A 14,265-nucleotide genomic window follows, 5' to 3' on the forward strand; every position below is an offset into this window, starting at 1 on the left:
CCATCGCGATTCCGAACGTCACGCGAGTACGCGCTGCGCGGCGCGCACGCCCCAGTACGATGCTTCCTCGAACAGCGACAACCCGGACAGGTCCGCATGCGCGAACACGACCGGGCCGTCGGCATCGCGCAGCGCGAGCAGCCCCGGCCGGCTCAGGAAGCCGACGTCGGGCGTCGCCATCGCGTGGCCGCGCACGGTGATCTCGAGCGCGCGTGCATGCTTCCACAGCTCGCGCCCGTACACGGCGCGCAGGTCGGTCGCCGCCTGTTCGCGCAGTTCGTCGGGTTTTGCGGCGGCCAGCCAGCGGCGCGTGTCGTCGGGCGTGCGCGTGTCCAGCGCCTGGTATGCGGAAAACACCGAGCGCGTCGGCGGCGACATCCGGATCAGTTGATGCGTCGACACGACGTAGCCGAGCCCCGCGCCGCCGTAGACGACGTTGTCCCACGTGAGCGGCACGCCGGCCGCTTCGTCCGGCATGCCGTCGAGCAGGAAGTTCGACACGAGCCACGGCGCGCGCGGCGGCAGGTCGCGCGCGGGCTCGAAGCCGTACGCATGCAGTTGCGGAAACACGCGCGCGGCGACGAACAGCGGCATCGCGCTGACGACGCGCCGCGCCCGCACCGTGAAGGTGGCGAGCGTGCCGTTGTCGACGCGCGCACACAGCACGTCGACGCCGCCCGCGCGTTCGGTCGCGCGCACCGCGAAGCCGGCTTGCGACCAGCCGTTCGAGCCGGTGCGCGCGGAGATCGACGCTGACAGCTTCGTCACCATCGTATGCAGCCCATCGGGCCAGGTCAGCACCGCGCCGTCGCCGGCGTCGCTCGCATGGCCGGCGCGCGACGAGAAGTAGTGCAGCCCGGCCCATGCGGACACATGCTCGTAACCTGCACCGTAATCGTCGCGGCAGCAGTAGTTCAGATACCAGTGCAGCGACGGCGCCGTATAGCCGTTGTCGAGCAGCCAGTGCCGGAACGTGTGCGTGTCGAGCGCGCGCCAGCGTGGATCGCGCGACGATTCCGCAAGCGGGATGCAGAACGCCTTGCGGCCGTCGGCGCCGCGCGCGGTGCGCAGCGTGTCCATGTATGCGAAGAAGCGCGCGTGCTGCGCGAGTTCGTCCGTGCCGATGCCGGCCGCCGGCACGAGGCCGTCCTGCCACTGGCCCGCGATGAAGAGCCGCTCGTCGGGCGCGTGCACGAGCGCGCGCTCGTCGTAGACGGGCCGCGCGGCATACGGCGCGGATTCGATCACGCCGAGATCGGCGAGCATGTCGCGCAGGTGCGCGGATTCGCGCGACGGCAGCGGCAGGTAGTGCGCGCCCTTCGGATAGCCGAGCTCGCCGAAGCGGCCGCCCGCCGCGTTGCCGCCGAATTCCGGGCCGGCGAGCACGACGAACTTGCGGTGGCCGGCGCGCGCGAGCTGCCACGCGCACGACAGGCCGGCCGCGCCCGCGCCGAGAATCGCGACGTCGGTGTCGAGCGTGCCGGACGGCGGCGGCAGCGCCGCATGATCGCGCAGCGCATGGCCTTCGCGCATGCCCGGATAGTCGATGCGCGGCGTGGTTTCGGTCCAGCCGAGACGGCCGCACGCGGCGAGCGAGGCGGCCGCCGACGCGACGATGAAGGTGCGGCGGTCCATCAACGCAGCACGTGTTTCCAGTCGTCGTCGAAGCGGCGCACGAGCGGCTGGTCGTTGAGTTCGTTCGGCGACATGGGCAGCGCGGGCATGTCGGCCGGGAAGTGGAACATCCCGGCGGCGGTGTGCGCATCGAGCCAGCGCGTCGGCACCGAGTAGCGTGCGGGCACCGTGAAGTCGCGGCGCTTGCCGGCGATCACGAAGCCCCAGTCGCCGAACGACGGCACGTAGCAGTGGTACGGCCAGGTGTTGAGGCCCGCCTCGCGCAGCGTCGCGACGATCGTCCAGTATGCGTGCGGCGCGAAGTACGGCGACGTCGACTGAATCACCGTATAGCCGTTTTCCGACAGGTGCCGCGCGAGCAGCCGGAACACCGGCACCGAATAGAGGCGGCCGAGGCCGAAGTTGGTCGGATCGGGGAAGTCGACGACGATCGCGTCGTACACGTCGGCGTTCGATTCGAGCCAGCGCACCGCGTCGTCGTTGATCACGCGCACGCGCGGGTCCTTCAGCGCGTTCTGGTTCAGCTTCACGAGCGGCGCGGAGGTCGAGAACAGCTTCGTCATCGCCGGATCGAGATCGACGAGCGTGATCTGCTCGATGTTCCGGTGCTTCAGCAGCTCGCGCACCGCGAGGCCGTCGCCGCCGCCGAGCACGAGCACGCGCTTCGCCCACGGCAGCGCCTCGAGCGCCGGATGGATCAGCGCCTCGTGATAGCGGTGCTCGTCGCGCGACGAGAACTGCAGGTTGCCGTTCAGGTAGAGCCGCATGTCGTCGTGCCATTGCGTCAGCACGATCCGCTGGTACGGGGTGGTCTCCGAGTAGATCGTCTCGTCGCCGTACACGCCGTGCTCGGCCCAGTGCGTGATGCGGCCCGACAGCGCGAAGCCGGCGACGAGCAGCCCGAGCACGAGCGACGCGCGCATCAGCTTCGCGCGCACGTGGCGGATCTCGCCGCGGAACAGGTGGGTGGTCCACAGTGCGACCAGCGCGTTCAGGATGCCGAACAGGAAGCTCGTGCGCAGCAGGCCCAGGCGCGGCGCGAGCACGAGCGGGAAGATCAGCGACACGGCGAGCGAGCCGAGGTAGTCGAAGCTGAGCACTTCGCTGACGGTGTGGCGAAACGCCTGGCGCCGCTGCTGGAACGCGCGCATCACGAGCGGGATCTCCATCCCGATCAGCACGCCGAGCGCGAACACGAGCGCGTAGAGCGCCGCGCGGAACGGTGCCGCGAGCCAGGCGAACACCGCGAACAGCAGCGCGGCCGATACGCCGCCGAGCAGGCCGACGAGCAGCTCGATGTCGACGAAGCGGTCGAGCACGTCGTCGTCGTCGACGAACTTCGCGAGCCACGAGCCGACGCCCATCGCGAACAGGTAGCAGCCGATCACCGACGAGAACTGCAGGATCGAATCGCCGAGCAGGTAGCTCGACAGCGCGCTGCTGATCAGTTCGTAGCCGAGCCCGCACGACGCGAGCACGAGAATCGACAGGACGAGCGCGCGCCTATGCAGCATGGTGCGTCCGTTGTGTCGGCGTCGGCAATGTGGATATACTGGCGCGGATTTCCGAGGGGCGGCCAACCGCGGGGCGGCGAACCGAGCACACAATCCGGGGAAAAGAATGAATAGTGCCTTTTCTTATGCGGTTCATTTACTGTCGGCGTTCGTGCTGCTGCTGGCGTTCGCGGCAGTGTACCTGAAGGTCACCCCGTTCGACGAGCTGGCGCTGATCCGCGACGGCAACGTCGCCGCGATGCTGTCGTTCGGCGGCGCGCTGGTCGGTTTCTGCCTCACGCTCGCGTCGAGCATCGCGCACAACTCGACGCTCGGCGCGGTCGTGATGTGGGCGGTCGGCGCGATGCTCGTGCAGGTGCTGACTTATGCAGGGCTGACCCGCATGATGCCCGGCATGAATCACGCGATCGAGGATCGCAACGCCGCGATGGGCGGCCTGATGGGCACGGCATCGCTCGTCGTCGGCATCATCAATGCCGCGTGCCTGACCTGACGCCGCGCGCGTCCGAGGAGACTGTGATGGGTATCGGTTCGTTCATCCGCAAGCAATTCATCGACGTCCTGCAATGGACGGAAGACACCGACGGCGTGCTCGCGTGGCGCTATCCGATGGAAGACCAGGAGATCCAGTACGGCGGTAAGCTGACCGTGCGCGAGTCGCAGGTCGCGGTGTTCGTCAACGAAGGCAAGATCGCCGACGTGTTCCAGCCCGGCCTCTATACGCTGACGACCCAGACGCTGCCGGTCCTCACGTACCTGCGCAACTGGGACAAACTCTTTCAGTCGCCTTTCAAGTCGGATGTCTATTTCTTCAGCACGCGGCTGCAGCTCGGCCGGCGCTGGGGCACCGCGCAGCCGGTGACGATCCGCGATCGCGAGTTCGGCTTCGTGCAGCTGCGCGCGTTCGGCATCTACTCGTACCGGATCGTCGACGCAACCGCGTTTCATCGAGAGATCAGCGGCACGCGCGCGCAATACACGGTCGACGACGTCGAGCAGCAATTGCGCAACCTCGTCGTGACCGCGATGAGCACCGTGTTCGGCGGCGCCGACGTCGCGTTCGTCGACATGGCCGCGAACCAGTCGCTGCTGTCGCAGCGGGTGGCCGAGGCGCTCGTGCCGATCTTCACGCGCTACGGCCTCGCGCTCGACGCGTTCGCGGTCGAGAGCGTGTCGTTGCCGGCCGAACTGCAGAAGGCGCTCGACCTGCGGATCGGCGCCGGCATGGCGGGCGATCTCGGCCGCGTCACGCAATACCAGACTGCGCAAGCGATTCCGCTCGCCGCGCAGAACCCCGGCGGCCTCGCCGGCGTCGGCGCGGGCCTCGCGGCCGGCGCGGCGATCGGGCAGGCGATGGCCGGCCAGCTCGCGGGCAGCGCGCAGCCAGCCGCCGCGCAGCCGACGGCCGCCGCTGCGCAGCCGACCCCACCGGCGGCCGCGCCCGATTACGTGCAGCGCCTCGAACAGCTGAAGGCACTGCACGACAAGGGGCTCGTGACCGACGACGAATACGCGCGCGCGAAAGCGGAGATTCTCGCGAAACTTACCCAATAAGCGTTGCGCATGTTCAGTACTTCGTGCCCCCAGTGCGGCGCGCCGGTCACGTTCCGCTCGGCGGCGGCGGTGATGGCCGTCTGCGCGTTCTGCCGCAGCACGCTGCTCAAGCGCGGCGAGGACGTCGAGCGGATCGGCGAGCTCGCCGCGGTGCTCGACGATGCGTCGCCGCTCCAGATCGGCACCGCGGGCCGCTACGGCAAGCTGGCGTTCACCGTGCTCGGCCGGCTGCAGATGAGCTACGACGCGGGCGGGTGGAGCGAGTGGTACGTCGTGTTCGACGACGGCACGTTCGGCTGGCTGTCGGACGCGTCCGGCCAGTATGCGGTCACGGTGCGCCAGCCCGACGACGCGCTCGGCTCCTGGCCCGCGTTCCAGGCGTTGCAGCCGGGCATGCAGGTCGCTTTCGGCGGCCAGGACTACCTCGTGTCGGACCTGCGCACCGCGCGCTGCACGGGCGGCGACGGGGAACTGCCGTTTCGTGTCGGCGAAGGCTGGCAGGCGCGCGTCGCGGACTTGCGCACCGGCAATGCGTTCGCGACATTCGATTATTCCGATGCGGGGGCGGGCGGCAAGCCGGTGGTGTATGCGGGCGAAGCGATGACGTTCGACGCGCTCGCGTTCACCGGGCTGCGCGACATCGAGACCGAGTCGCGCGAGCCGCGCGGCGCGGAGATGAAGCCGTTCGCGTGCCCGAGCTGCGGCGCGCCGCTGTCGTATGCGCCGAACGTCGCCGATTACGTCGTGTGCGGCAGCTGTCATGCGGGCGTGCAGTGCACGGCCGACCAGCAGACGGTGTTCGCGAAGCAGCGCGAGCTCGACGCGGTGAAGGGCGCGCTTGAACTCGGCGCGGCCGGCACGTTCGACGGCGCGAAGTACACGGTGATCGGCATGATGCGCTGCAAGGTGCCGGGCGACAACGAGACGTGGGACGAATACCTGCTGCTGCATCCGAAGCGCGGCCTGCTGTGGCTCGTGCAGAGCGAAGGGCGCTGGGAGCGCGTGGGCGTGCTCGATCACTGGCCGACGATTCATGGGGATGCCGAAGTGATCGACGACGGCAAGACCTACCGCAAGCGCGACGCGTACGGCTCGGAGGTCGTGTACGTGGTCGGCGCGTTCAACTGGCGCGTGCAGGTGGGCGATCGCACGTCGATCGTCGACTACGGCTGGCAGAACGACAAGCTGACGATGGAGCGCAGCGCGAACGAGATCGTCTGGTCGCGCGCGCAGCGGATCTCGGCCGGCAAGCTCGCCGAGCGCTTCGGCGTGCCGGCGCTGGCGGCGGGCGGCGCGGCGGCGACCGCGGCAGCGACCCTTGCCGGCGCCGAAGCGAAAGACAAGCGTCCGCACAGCTTCGCGCCGCTGCCGGTGCTGTTCAGCGCGCTGCTCGTGTTCCTCAACTTCGAGGCGCTGTTCGCGTTCAACAGCCGCACGGTGTACGTGCTGATCGGCTTGCTCGTGCTGTGGTTGCCCGAATGGGTGTGGAAGGGTTTCGCACAGGATGGAGGCGAGTCGTGAAGCACATCCTGTACGGGATCTACGCGCTGATCGTCGTGACGCTGTTCAGCTGCTCGCCGTCGGGCGGCGGCGGTGGCACGAGCGGGTGGGGCAGTTCGTCGGCCCGCAGCGGCTACTCGTCGTACGGGTCGCACAAATGAGCGCGCATGACGGTATCGCACCGCCGCACGCGACACTCGGCTCGCACGTGCTGGCCGACCTCGGCGGCGTCGATGCGGCGCTGCTGCGCGACGCCGCGCGGCTCGAAGCGGTGCTGACGAACGCGGCGCGGCGCGCGGGCGCGCGCGTGATCGGCGCGCACTTCCATCATTTCGGCGGCGAGCATGGCGTGACGGGCGTCGTGCTGCTCGCCGAATCGCACATCACGATCCATACGTGGCCCGAGCACGGTTTCGCGGCGGTCGATGCGTTCATGTGCGGCGCGGCACGCGCGGCCGATGCGGTCGATGCGATCGCGGCCGCGCTCGGCGCGCGGGCGGAAGTCAGGCAGCAGGTGGCGCGCGGCGGCGCGTGAGCGGCGCGTCAACGCGGCGCGGCCTCCGCTTCGGCCCAGCGCTTGAACGAATCGAGGCGCCGGCGCGTCTGCACGAGATAGAACGCGGCGAACAGCGGCTCGACGAGCCAGCGCAGCCATGACGGCCGCGCGCGGAAGTGGTACGTGAACTTCACCTCGGTGGAAGCCGGCGCGCGTGCGGTGAAATTCCAGCTCCCGCTGAATCGCGCGAGCACCCGCGGGCCGTCGACCATCTCGATCGCCGCGACCTGCGGCGGCTGGTACGAGACGTAGCGCGACACCATCGTCGCGCCCGTGCGGCTGCGGCAGAACGCATCGATGCCGACGTCCGCCGTCATGCCGTCGAGCAGGTACGCGTCGGTCAGGAAGCTGTCCCACACGAGCCGCCGCGCGTAATCCTGCGACCACGTGAAGAGGCGCCTGCGATCGACGCCGATGATTCGGCTGACTGAGATCCTCATGATAGGGGCGCGTGCGCGCAGGTCCGGATGAAGTCGAGTGTAGCGCGCCAGTCTCGCGATTTCCGTCAGACAACGTCAAGTCGAGCACGCGCTCGATTGACCCATCTCAAAAAAACGCCTACGATTCGTTCCATGCCTTCGGGACAGACCCGAAGCGTATCCATCTCTTGAGGGAGCCTCATGAGTACGCAGCACTCAAAGCGTTTCGACGCACTTGTTTTCATTGGTCGTTTCCAGCCCCCGCACCGTGGCCACCTGAACGTGCTGAAGTCGGCATTGAGCCAGGCCGAGCGCGTTTGCGTGCTGATCGGGTCGACCGACAAGCCCCGCACCATCAAGGATCCGTTTTCGTTCGACGAGCGCCGCCAGATGCTGGCCTCGCTGCTCGACGCGTCGGAGCGCGACCGCGTGACGATCGCGCCGGTGCAGGATTCGACCTACAACGACGGCGACTGGGTGCGCTGGGTGCAGGACGCGGTTGCATCCGCGCTCGGCGACGTGTCGCAGCGCAAGGTCGGGCTGATCGGCCACGAGAAGGACGCGTCGTCGTATTACCTGCGGATGTTCCCGCAGTGGACGCTGCTCGACGTCGACGCGACGGAAGACATCTCCGCCACCGAAATCCGCGACCAGTATTTCGCGGAACGCACCAACAGCTTCGTGCAGTGGGCCGTGCCCGAACCCGTGTTCGGCTGGCTCGAGCGCTTTCGCACGCAGCCCGAATTCGCGCAGCTGAAGGCGGAAGCCGAGTTCATCGCCGCGTACCGCAAGGCGTGGGCGGCGGCGCCGTATCCGGTCACGTTCGTGACCGTCGATGCGGTGGTCGTGCACTCGGGCCACATCCTGCTGGTGCGCCGGCGCAGCGAGCCGGGCCGCGGGCTGTGGGCGCTGCCGGGCGGTTTCGTGAACCAGGACGAGCGCCTCGATACCGCGTGCATTCGCGAACTGCGCGAGGAAACCGGCCTGAAGCTGCCGGAACCCGTGCTGCGCGGCTCGCTGAAGGATCGCCAGGTGTTCGACCATCCGACCCGCTCGCTGCGTGGCCGCACGATCACGCACGCGTGCCTGTTCAATTTCCCGACCGGCGAACTGCCGCGCGTGAAGGGCAGCGACGACGCCGACAAGGCGCGCTGGGTGCCGCTCAACGAATTCGCGCAGATGCGCTGCGTGATGTTCGAGGATCACTTCGACATCGCGTATCACTTCCTGGGGAAGCTGTGATCCGCTGATTCCCCGCATTCCACCGTCGCGACAGACGCGACGGTTTCCCAACGGCCTAGAGGAGCTCTAGCCATGCAAAACGATCTCGGCGGCTTTGCCGCGGTTCTCGCCAACCCGATCCTCAACACGGATTCGTACAAGGCGTCCCATTTCCTGCAATATCCGGCCGACGCGACTGCGATGTTCTCGTACGTCGAATCGCGCGGCGGCCGCTACGACCGCACGCTGTTCTTCGGCCTGCAGATGCTGCTGAAGGAGTACCTCTGCAAGCCGATCACGCACGCGATGATCGACGACGCGCGCGAATTCTTCGCGGTGCACGGCGAGCCGTTCAACGAAGCGGGGTGGCGCCATATCGTCGAGCGCTACGACGGCTACCTGCCGGTGAAGATCCGCGCGGTGCCGGAAGGTGCGGTGGTGCCGACACACAACGTGCTGATGACCGTCGAATGCGACGACCCTCAGGTGTTCTGGCTCGCGTCGTACCTCGAGACGATGCTGCTGCGCGTGTGGTATCCGGTGACGGTCGCGACGCAGAGCTGGCACCTGCGGCAGACGATTCGCGGCTTCCTCGAGAAGACCGACGACGATGTGACGCAACTGCCGTTCAAGCTGCACGACTTCGGCGCGCGCGGCGTGTCGAGCGCGGAATCGGCGGCGATCGGCGGCGCCGCGCACCTCGTGAGCTTCATGGGATCGGATACGGTGCTCGGCGTGCTCGCCGCCAACCGCTTCTACCGGGAGCCGATGGCCGCGTATTCGGTGCCGGCGGCCGAGCACAGCACGATCACGTCGTGGGGCCGCGAAGGCGAGGCCGACGCGTATCGCAACGTGCTGCGCCGCTTCGGGCTGCCGGGCGCGATCGTATCGGTCGTGTCGGACTCCTACGATCTGTTCGCCGCGCTCGAAATATGGGGCGGCGAGCTGAAGCAGGCGGTGATCGACTCGGGCGCGACGCTCGTCGTGCGCCCGGACTCCGGCGACCCGGTGACGATCGTGCTGCAGACCGTACGTGCGCTCGACGCGTCGTTCGGCGCGACGCTCAACGGCAAGGGCCGGCGCGTGCTGAATCATGTGCGCGTGATCCAGGGCGACGGCGTGGACGCCACGTCGATCGCGGCGATCCTGTCCGCGCTCGACGATGCGGGCTATGCGGCCGGCAACGTCGTGTTCGGGATGGGCGGCGCGCTGCTGCAGCAGGTGAACCGCGACACGCAGCGTTTCGCGATGAAGTGCTCGGCGATCCGGCGCGGCGGCGTGTGGCACGACGTCTGCAAGGATCCCGTCACCGATGCGGGCAAGCGCTCGAAGAAGGGGCGCCTGACGCTGCTGCGCAACCGCCGCACCGGTGAATGGCGCACCGCGACGCTGCCGCTCGCGTGGGACGATCGCGCGATCGAGGGCGACTGGGAGGAGGCGCTCGAGACGGTGTTCGATACCGGGCGCCTGCTGGTGGACGTGTCGCTCGCGGACGTGCGGGCGCGCGCGCACGCGCACGAAGCGTGACGTGAAGCGCGGCGCGGTATGATGGCACGCGCGCCGCGGCCGCCGGCCCGGCCGCGGCCCATCCCACCGCGAGGCCCCGAACGATGCCGCTGATCAACGCCATTCCCATCCTGCGCATTTTCTCGATCGAGAAGGCGTACTGCTTCTATCTCGACTATCTCGGCTTCACGCTCGACTGGGAGCATCGCTTCGAACCGGGGCTGCCGCTCTATGCGCAGGTCAGGCGCGATGCGGTGGTGCTGCACCTGAGCGAGCATCACGGCGACAGCACGCCCGGCGCGGTGACCTTCATCCCGGTCGAGGACATCGATGTGCTGCATCACGAGCTGATCGAGAAGAACTATGCGTACGCGCGGCCCGGCGTCGATGCGCTCGACTGGGGCCGGCAGATGCAGATCACCGATCCGTTCGGCAACCGGCTGCGTTTCTGCGAGATGTCCTAGCGCGCCGGCGCGCGTTCGTTCGCTTCCAGCGCCGCCCCCGCGCGTTCGTCGCGCCGCGCCGCATCCATCGCCCGCGCCAGCGCGTCGAACACCGCCGGCCCCTTGCAGCGCGAGACGTTGAAACGCAGGAACGACGTCGCGCCGTGCGATGCGCTGAACACGTTGCCCGGTGCGAACACGACGCCGTCGGCGAGCGCGTGGCGCGCGACGCGCGCGGCGTCGAGCCCGTCGGGCAGTTCCGCCCAGACGAACAGGCCGCCGCGCGGCTCGGTCCAGATGCCGAGCCCGGTGCGCGTGAGCCGCCGGACCGTCTCGCCCATCGCGTCGGCGAGCCGCGTGCGCAGGCTGTCCAGATGCCGCCGGTAGGTGCCGTCGACGAGCAGCCGGTGCACGACGTTCGCCCCGAGCGGCGCGTTGCCGAACGACGTCGCGAGCTTCAGGTCGACGATCGGCTCGATCCATTCCGCGCGCGCGGCGATGTAGCCGCAGCGTATCGCGGCCGACAGCGTCTTCGAGAAGCTGCCGATCGACACCACGCGCGACAGCCCGTCGAACGCCGCGAGACGCGGCGCGGGCACGCGCTCGAAATCCGCGAAGATGTCGTCCTCGACGATCAGCAGCCCGTGCTCGGCGGCCAGCGTCAGCAGCCGGTGCGCGACGGGCGGCGTGAGCGTCGCGCCGGTCGGGTTGTGCAGCGCCGCGTTGGTGATGTACAGGCGCGGCCGGTGCTCGGCCAGCGTCTGCTCGAAGCGCGCGAGATCGGGGCCGGCCGGCGTGTACGGCACGCTGACGATGCGCGCGCGGTGCGCGCGCAGCAGCGCCTGGAAGTTGAAGTAGCACGGATCGTCGAGCATCACCGTGTCGCCCGGTTCGAGCAGCATGCGGCACACGAGATCGAGCGCATGCGTGCCGCTGTCGGTCAGCACGATCTGCGCGGGCTCCGCATGAATGCCGTGCTGCGCGAGCCGCCACGCGAGCTGCTGGCGCAGCGCGGGCAGGCCGAGCGGCGTCGAGTAGTCGGTGAGCGCATCCGCTTCGTCGCGCGATGCCGCGCGCAGCGCGCGCCGCAGGCTGTCGTCGGGCAGCCACGACGGCGGCAGCCAGCCGCAGCCGGGTTTCGCCGCGGCCGCGCCGGATTCGAGCGACTGGCGCGTGAGCCACAGCGGGTCGAGCTCGCGGTCGAGGCGCGGCGCGAGATCGGCGAGCGCGAACGGCGGCGCGTGGCCCGATACGTAGAAGCCCGAGCCGCGCCGCGCGACGAGCACGCCTTCGCCGGCGAGCCGCTCGTATGCGTCGACGACGGTCGATTTCGACACGTGCAGCGCATCGGCCATCATCCGGATCGACGGCACGCGCGCGCCGGGCATCAGCGCGCGGCTCGCGATCCGCGCGCGCAGCGTGTCCATCACGGTTTCCACGCGCGTGCGCGGCGGGGGAGGCGAAGCGGGTTCCTGGGCGAGGCGGGTCATGGCGCGGTTCGTAAACTGTACGGAAATTTGTCCAGTACAGTTTGGTGCAATTGTATTGTGCTGTAGCTTACGCGCTTTTTCCGCGCGGCGGATCATCGGGGATTCATCCTCGATCAGGAATTCCCGTGCAAAAGTCCACCGACGGCTGGCTCAGCGGCATGCTGGGCGTGATCATCTTCAGCGGCTCGCTGCCGGCGACGCGCGTCGCCGTGCAGGGGCTCGACCCGATGTTCCTGACCTTCGCGCGCGCGTCGATCGCCGGCGCGCTCGGCCTGCTGCTGCTCGTCGCGTTGAAGCAGCCGCGGCCGACGCGCGGCGAAACCGTATCGCTGGCGATCGTCGCGCTCGGCGTCGTGGTCGGTTTTCCGCTGTTGACGGCGCTTGCGCTGCGGCACGTGACGTCGGCCCATGCGATCGTGTTCGTCGGGCTGCTGCCGCTCGCGACCGCGCTGTTCGGCGTGTGGCGCGGCGGCGAGCGGCCGCGGCTGCCGTTCTGGATCTTCTCGCTGGTCGGCAGCGCCGCGGTGGCGGCGTTCGCGCTGCGCAACGGCGGCGAGGCGTCGCCGGTCGGCGATGCGCTGATGTTCGCGTCGATCGTCGCGTGCGGGCTCGGCTATGCGGAAGGCGCGCGCCTGTCGCGGCAGCTCGGCGGCTGGCAGGTGATCTCGTGGGCGCTTGTGCTGTCGCTGCCGGTGATGCTGCCGCTCGCGTGGGTCACGCGGCCCGCGACGTTCGACGGCATCGACGCCGGCGCGCTGTGGGGGCTCGCGTACGTGTCGCTGTTCAGCATGCTGATCGGCTTCGTGTTCTGGTATCGCGGGCTCGCGCTCGGCGGCATCGCGGGCGTCGGCCAGCTGCAGCTGCTGCAGCCGTTCTTCGGGCTCGTGCTGGCCGCCGGGCTGCTGCACGAGCCGGTGCCGGCGTCGATGATCGCGGTGACGGCGATCGTCGTCGGGTGCGTGGCGGGCGCGAAGTATTTTTCGCGAGGGGTGCCCGTGCGCAGGGCCGGGTGACGCAGTCGGGCGACGGCGCACGGCACCGCCGCCCGAGCCGCACCGTCAGCCCATCACGATGTTCGCAAGCTTGAACTGGTACGGCGTCGCGCTCGTGCCGCCGCCGCCGCCCGTCATCACGATGTCGGCGCTCGCGATGCCGAGCAGGGACAGCTCGGTGTTGATGTCGGAGATCACCGCCGAGTTCATCACCGCGCCCTGTTCGATCTGCGACGCGGTGCCGATCCACAGCGTCGGCTTGAACTCGAACACGGCCTTCTGGCCCGGCACGATGCCGGTCTTGCGCGCGAGCAGGCGGCTGTCCTTGAACACCGACGCGGTGATCGCGCCCTGGCGCAGGTCGTTGCGCAGCTGGATCTCGCGCGACGTCGACGCCGCGCCGGACAGCGCGAGCACGTTGCCGGACGTCGTGCGCGACACGCTGAACAACTGGCCGTTGTCGGCGCGCTTCTGCGGCATGTAGTTGCCGTCGGCATCGCTCGCGGAGACGGTCGTCTTCAGCGGGAACACGAACGGATGGTTGTCGCCGCGACCGCAGTTGGTGATGACCTTCCACGCGATCGACAGCTCGTCGAAATCGGTCGACACGTTTTTCTGGAAGATCACCACCTGGCTGTTGTTGACGTCGTTCGACAGGTTGATGAAGTTGAGCTTGATGTCCATGATTCGCCTTGTTTCGTAGGACTGATTGAAGGGCGGCGGGCGAAGCCCGCCGGCACGCATCGGGCGTTACGCCATCACGACGTTTTCGAGGCGGAACGTGAACGGCAGCGAGCGCGGGCCCGGGCCGCCGCCCGTCATCACGATGTCGGCGCTCGCGATGCCGAGCAGCGACAGTTCCGCGTTGATGTCGGAGATCACCGCCGAGTTCAGCAGCGCACCCTGTTCGATCTGCGACGCGACGCCGATCCACAGCGTCGGCTTGAACTGGAACACGGCCTTCTGGCCCGGCGCGATCGACGTCTTGCGCGCAAGCGCGCTGCCGTCCTTGTAGATCGTCGCATTCACGGCGCCGGCCGGCAGGTCGTTGCGCACCTGCACCTCGCTGCTCGCGCCCGGGTCGCCGCCGAGCTGCAGCACGTCGCCCGAGCTGGAGCGCACGACCTGGAACACCTGGCCGTTGGTCGCGTTCTGCTGCGGCATATAGTTGCCGTAGCTGTCGCTCGCGCTCACGCTCATCGTCATCGGGAATTTGAACGGATGGTTGTCGCCTTGTCCGCAGTTGCGGATCACCTTCCATGCGATCGCGAGTTCGTCGAAATCGGTCGCGACGTTCTTCTGGAAGATCACGATGCTCGAGTTGTTGGCATCGTTGGAACGGTTGATCAGGTTCAGCTGGATATCCACGTCGTTGCTCCTTGAGTTGAAGAAAGCGGCAATCGGTTTGCCGCGCACCTGCCTGCCGGTCCACGGG

The 14,265-nt window shown here is 68.6% G+C and carries 15 protein-coding genes; 9 read left to right on the top strand and 6 right to left on the bottom strand.

What is annotated here, in order from left to right:
* Window positions 1–18 precede the first annotated feature (18 nt).
* Window positions 19–1,635: an FAD-dependent oxidoreductase gene (locus ABFO07_RS18890; protein WP_347469394.1), complete on the bottom strand. Its 1,617-nt coding sequence runs from the start codon at window positions 1,633–1,635 to the stop codon at window positions 19–21.
* Entirely contained in the window at window positions 1,635–3,149 is a 1,515-nt protein-coding gene (locus ABFO07_RS18895; protein ID WP_059804380.1) for a polyamine aminopropyltransferase, read from the bottom strand. Before ABFO07_RS18895 ends, ABFO07_RS18890 begins: the two co-directional genes overlap by 1 nt.
* 106 nt (window positions 3,150–3,255) lie before the next feature.
* On the opposite strand from ABFO07_RS18895, the gene ABFO07_RS18900 reads away from it, so the two are divergent.
* From ABFO07_RS18900 to speD, 5 genes are read left to right on the top strand one after another with little or no spacing between them, the layout of a single operon-like run.
* Window positions 3,256–3,642, top strand: a complete 387-nt coding sequence (locus ABFO07_RS18900) for a DUF350 domain-containing protein (RefSeq protein ID WP_059804383.1) — start codon at window positions 3,256–3,258, stop codon at window positions 3,640–3,642.
* 26 nt (window positions 3,643–3,668) lie between these two features.
* Entirely contained in the window at window positions 3,669–4,703 is a 1,035-nt protein-coding gene (locus ABFO07_RS18905; RefSeq protein ID WP_059563122.1) for an SPFH domain-containing protein, read from the top strand.
* A gap of 9 nt (window positions 4,704–4,712) precedes the next feature.
* Complete coding sequence (locus ABFO07_RS18910) at window positions 4,713–6,224, top strand: DUF4178 domain-containing protein (RefSeq protein ID WP_059906543.1); 1,512 nt, start codon at window positions 4,713–4,715, stop codon at window positions 6,222–6,224.
* Window positions 6,221–6,364: a hypothetical protein gene (locus ABFO07_RS18915; RefSeq protein ID WP_167361413.1), complete on the top strand. Its 144-nt coding sequence runs from the start codon at window positions 6,221–6,223 to the stop codon at window positions 6,362–6,364. Before ABFO07_RS18910 ends, ABFO07_RS18915 begins: the two co-directional genes overlap by 4 nt.
* On the top strand, window positions 6,361–6,738 hold the full coding sequence (speD, locus tag ABFO07_RS18920; RefSeq protein ID WP_059891902.1) for an adenosylmethionine decarboxylase: 378 nt from the start codon (window positions 6,361–6,363) through the stop codon (window positions 6,736–6,738). The genes ABFO07_RS18915 and speD overlap by 4 nt, the downstream gene beginning before the upstream one ends.
* Before the next feature lie 8 nt (window positions 6,739–6,746).
* Here speD and ABFO07_RS18925 read toward each other — a convergent pair whose 3' ends face one another.
* A complete protein-coding gene (locus ABFO07_RS18925) occupies window positions 6,747–7,199 on the bottom strand; it encodes a type II toxin-antitoxin system RatA family toxin (protein WP_059804393.1) in 453 nt (150 codons plus the stop codon).
* Window positions 7,200–7,379: 180 nt separating this feature from the next.
* Between ABFO07_RS18925 and ABFO07_RS18930 the strand changes: the two genes are divergently transcribed.
* From ABFO07_RS18930 to ABFO07_RS18940, 3 genes are all read left to right on the top strand, one after another.
* A complete protein-coding gene (locus tag ABFO07_RS18930; RefSeq protein WP_347469395.1) occupies window positions 7,380–8,420 on the top strand; it encodes a bifunctional nicotinamide-nucleotide adenylyltransferase/Nudix hydroxylase in 1,041 nt (346 codons plus the stop codon).
* A gap of 72 nt (window positions 8,421–8,492) precedes the next feature.
* Complete coding sequence (locus ABFO07_RS18935) at window positions 8,493–9,926, top strand: nicotinate phosphoribosyltransferase (protein ID WP_347469396.1); 1,434 nt, start codon at window positions 8,493–8,495, stop codon at window positions 9,924–9,926.
* A gap of 83 nt (window positions 9,927–10,009) precedes the next feature.
* On the top strand, window positions 10,010–10,369 hold the full coding sequence (locus tag ABFO07_RS18940) for a glyoxalase superfamily protein (RefSeq protein WP_059804401.1): 360 nt from the start codon (window positions 10,010–10,012) through the stop codon (window positions 10,367–10,369).
* Here the strand turns inward: ABFO07_RS18940 and ABFO07_RS18945 are convergent.
* Window positions 10,366–11,838 (bottom strand): PLP-dependent aminotransferase family protein, encoded by a 1,473-nt coding sequence (locus ABFO07_RS18945; RefSeq protein WP_059804404.1) that lies wholly within the window; start codon window positions 11,836–11,838, stop codon window positions 10,366–10,368. The genes ABFO07_RS18940 and ABFO07_RS18945 overlap by 4 nt on opposite strands.
* A 125-nt stretch (window positions 11,839–11,963) precedes the next feature.
* Here ABFO07_RS18945 and ABFO07_RS18950 point away from each other — a divergent pair, with 125 nt between their 5' ends.
* Entirely contained in the window at window positions 11,964–12,851 is an 888-nt protein-coding gene (locus ABFO07_RS18950) for a DMT family transporter (RefSeq protein WP_059563084.1), read from the top strand.
* A 45-nt stretch (window positions 12,852–12,896) separates the two neighbouring features.
* Here ABFO07_RS18950 and ABFO07_RS18955 read toward each other — a convergent pair whose 3' ends face one another.
* Window positions 12,897–13,514: a hypothetical protein gene (locus ABFO07_RS18955; protein WP_059563083.1), complete on the bottom strand. Its 618-nt coding sequence runs from the start codon at window positions 13,512–13,514 to the stop codon at window positions 12,897–12,899.
* Between the two features lie 66 nt (window positions 13,515–13,580).
* The gene (locus ABFO07_RS18960; RefSeq protein ID WP_059563082.1) at window positions 13,581–14,198 is read right to left on the bottom strand and encodes a hypothetical protein; all 618 of its coding nucleotides are present in this window, start codon (window positions 14,196–14,198) and stop codon (window positions 13,581–13,583) included.
* Between the last annotated feature and the right edge of the window lie 67 nt (window positions 14,199–14,265).

Source organism: Burkholderia stagnalis, from assembly GCF_039848545.1.
Classification (GTDB): domain Bacteria; phylum Pseudomonadota; class Gammaproteobacteria; order Burkholderiales; family Burkholderiaceae; genus Burkholderia; species Burkholderia stagnalis.

Excerpts from the sequence above, each read along its gene's own strand:
- ABFO07_RS18890 (WP_347469394.1), bottom strand. The coding sequence starts at position 1,635 with ATGGACCGCCGCACCTTCATCGTCGCGTCGGCGGCCGCCTCGCTCGCC.
- ABFO07_RS18895 (WP_059804380.1), bottom strand. The coding sequence starts at position 3,149 with ATGCTGCATAGGCGCGCGCTCGTCCTGTCGATTCTCGTGCTCGCGTCG.
- ABFO07_RS18900 (WP_059804383.1), top strand. The coding sequence starts at position 3,256 with ATGAATAGTGCCTTTTCTTATGCGGTTCATTTACTGTCGGCGTTCGTG.
- ABFO07_RS18905 (WP_059563122.1), top strand. The coding sequence starts at position 3,669 with ATGGGTATCGGTTCGTTCATCCGCAAGCAATTCATCGACGTCCTGCAA.
- ABFO07_RS18910 (WP_059906543.1), top strand. The coding sequence starts at position 4,713 with ATGTTCAGTACTTCGTGCCCCCAGTGCGGCGCGCCGGTCACGTTCCGC.
- speD (WP_059891902.1), top strand. The coding sequence starts at position 6,361 with ATGAGCGCGCATGACGGTATCGCACCGCCGCACGCGACACTCGGCTCG.
- ABFO07_RS18925 (WP_059804393.1), bottom strand. The coding sequence starts at position 7,199 with ATGAGGATCTCAGTCAGCCGAATCATCGGCGTCGATCGCAGGCGCCTC.
- ABFO07_RS18930 (WP_347469395.1), top strand. The coding sequence starts at position 7,380 with ATGAGTACGCAGCACTCAAAGCGTTTCGACGCACTTGTTTTCATTGGT.
- ABFO07_RS18935 (WP_347469396.1), top strand. The coding sequence starts at position 8,493 with ATGCAAAACGATCTCGGCGGCTTTGCCGCGGTTCTCGCCAACCCGATC.
- ABFO07_RS18940 (WP_059804401.1), top strand. The coding sequence starts at position 10,010 with ATGCCGCTGATCAACGCCATTCCCATCCTGCGCATTTTCTCGATCGAG.
- ABFO07_RS18945 (WP_059804404.1), bottom strand. The coding sequence starts at position 11,838 with ATGACCCGCCTCGCCCAGGAACCCGCTTCGCCTCCCCCGCCGCGCACG.
- ABFO07_RS18955 (WP_059563083.1), bottom strand. The coding sequence starts at position 13,514 with ATGGACATCAAGCTCAACTTCATCAACCTGTCGAACGACGTCAACAAC.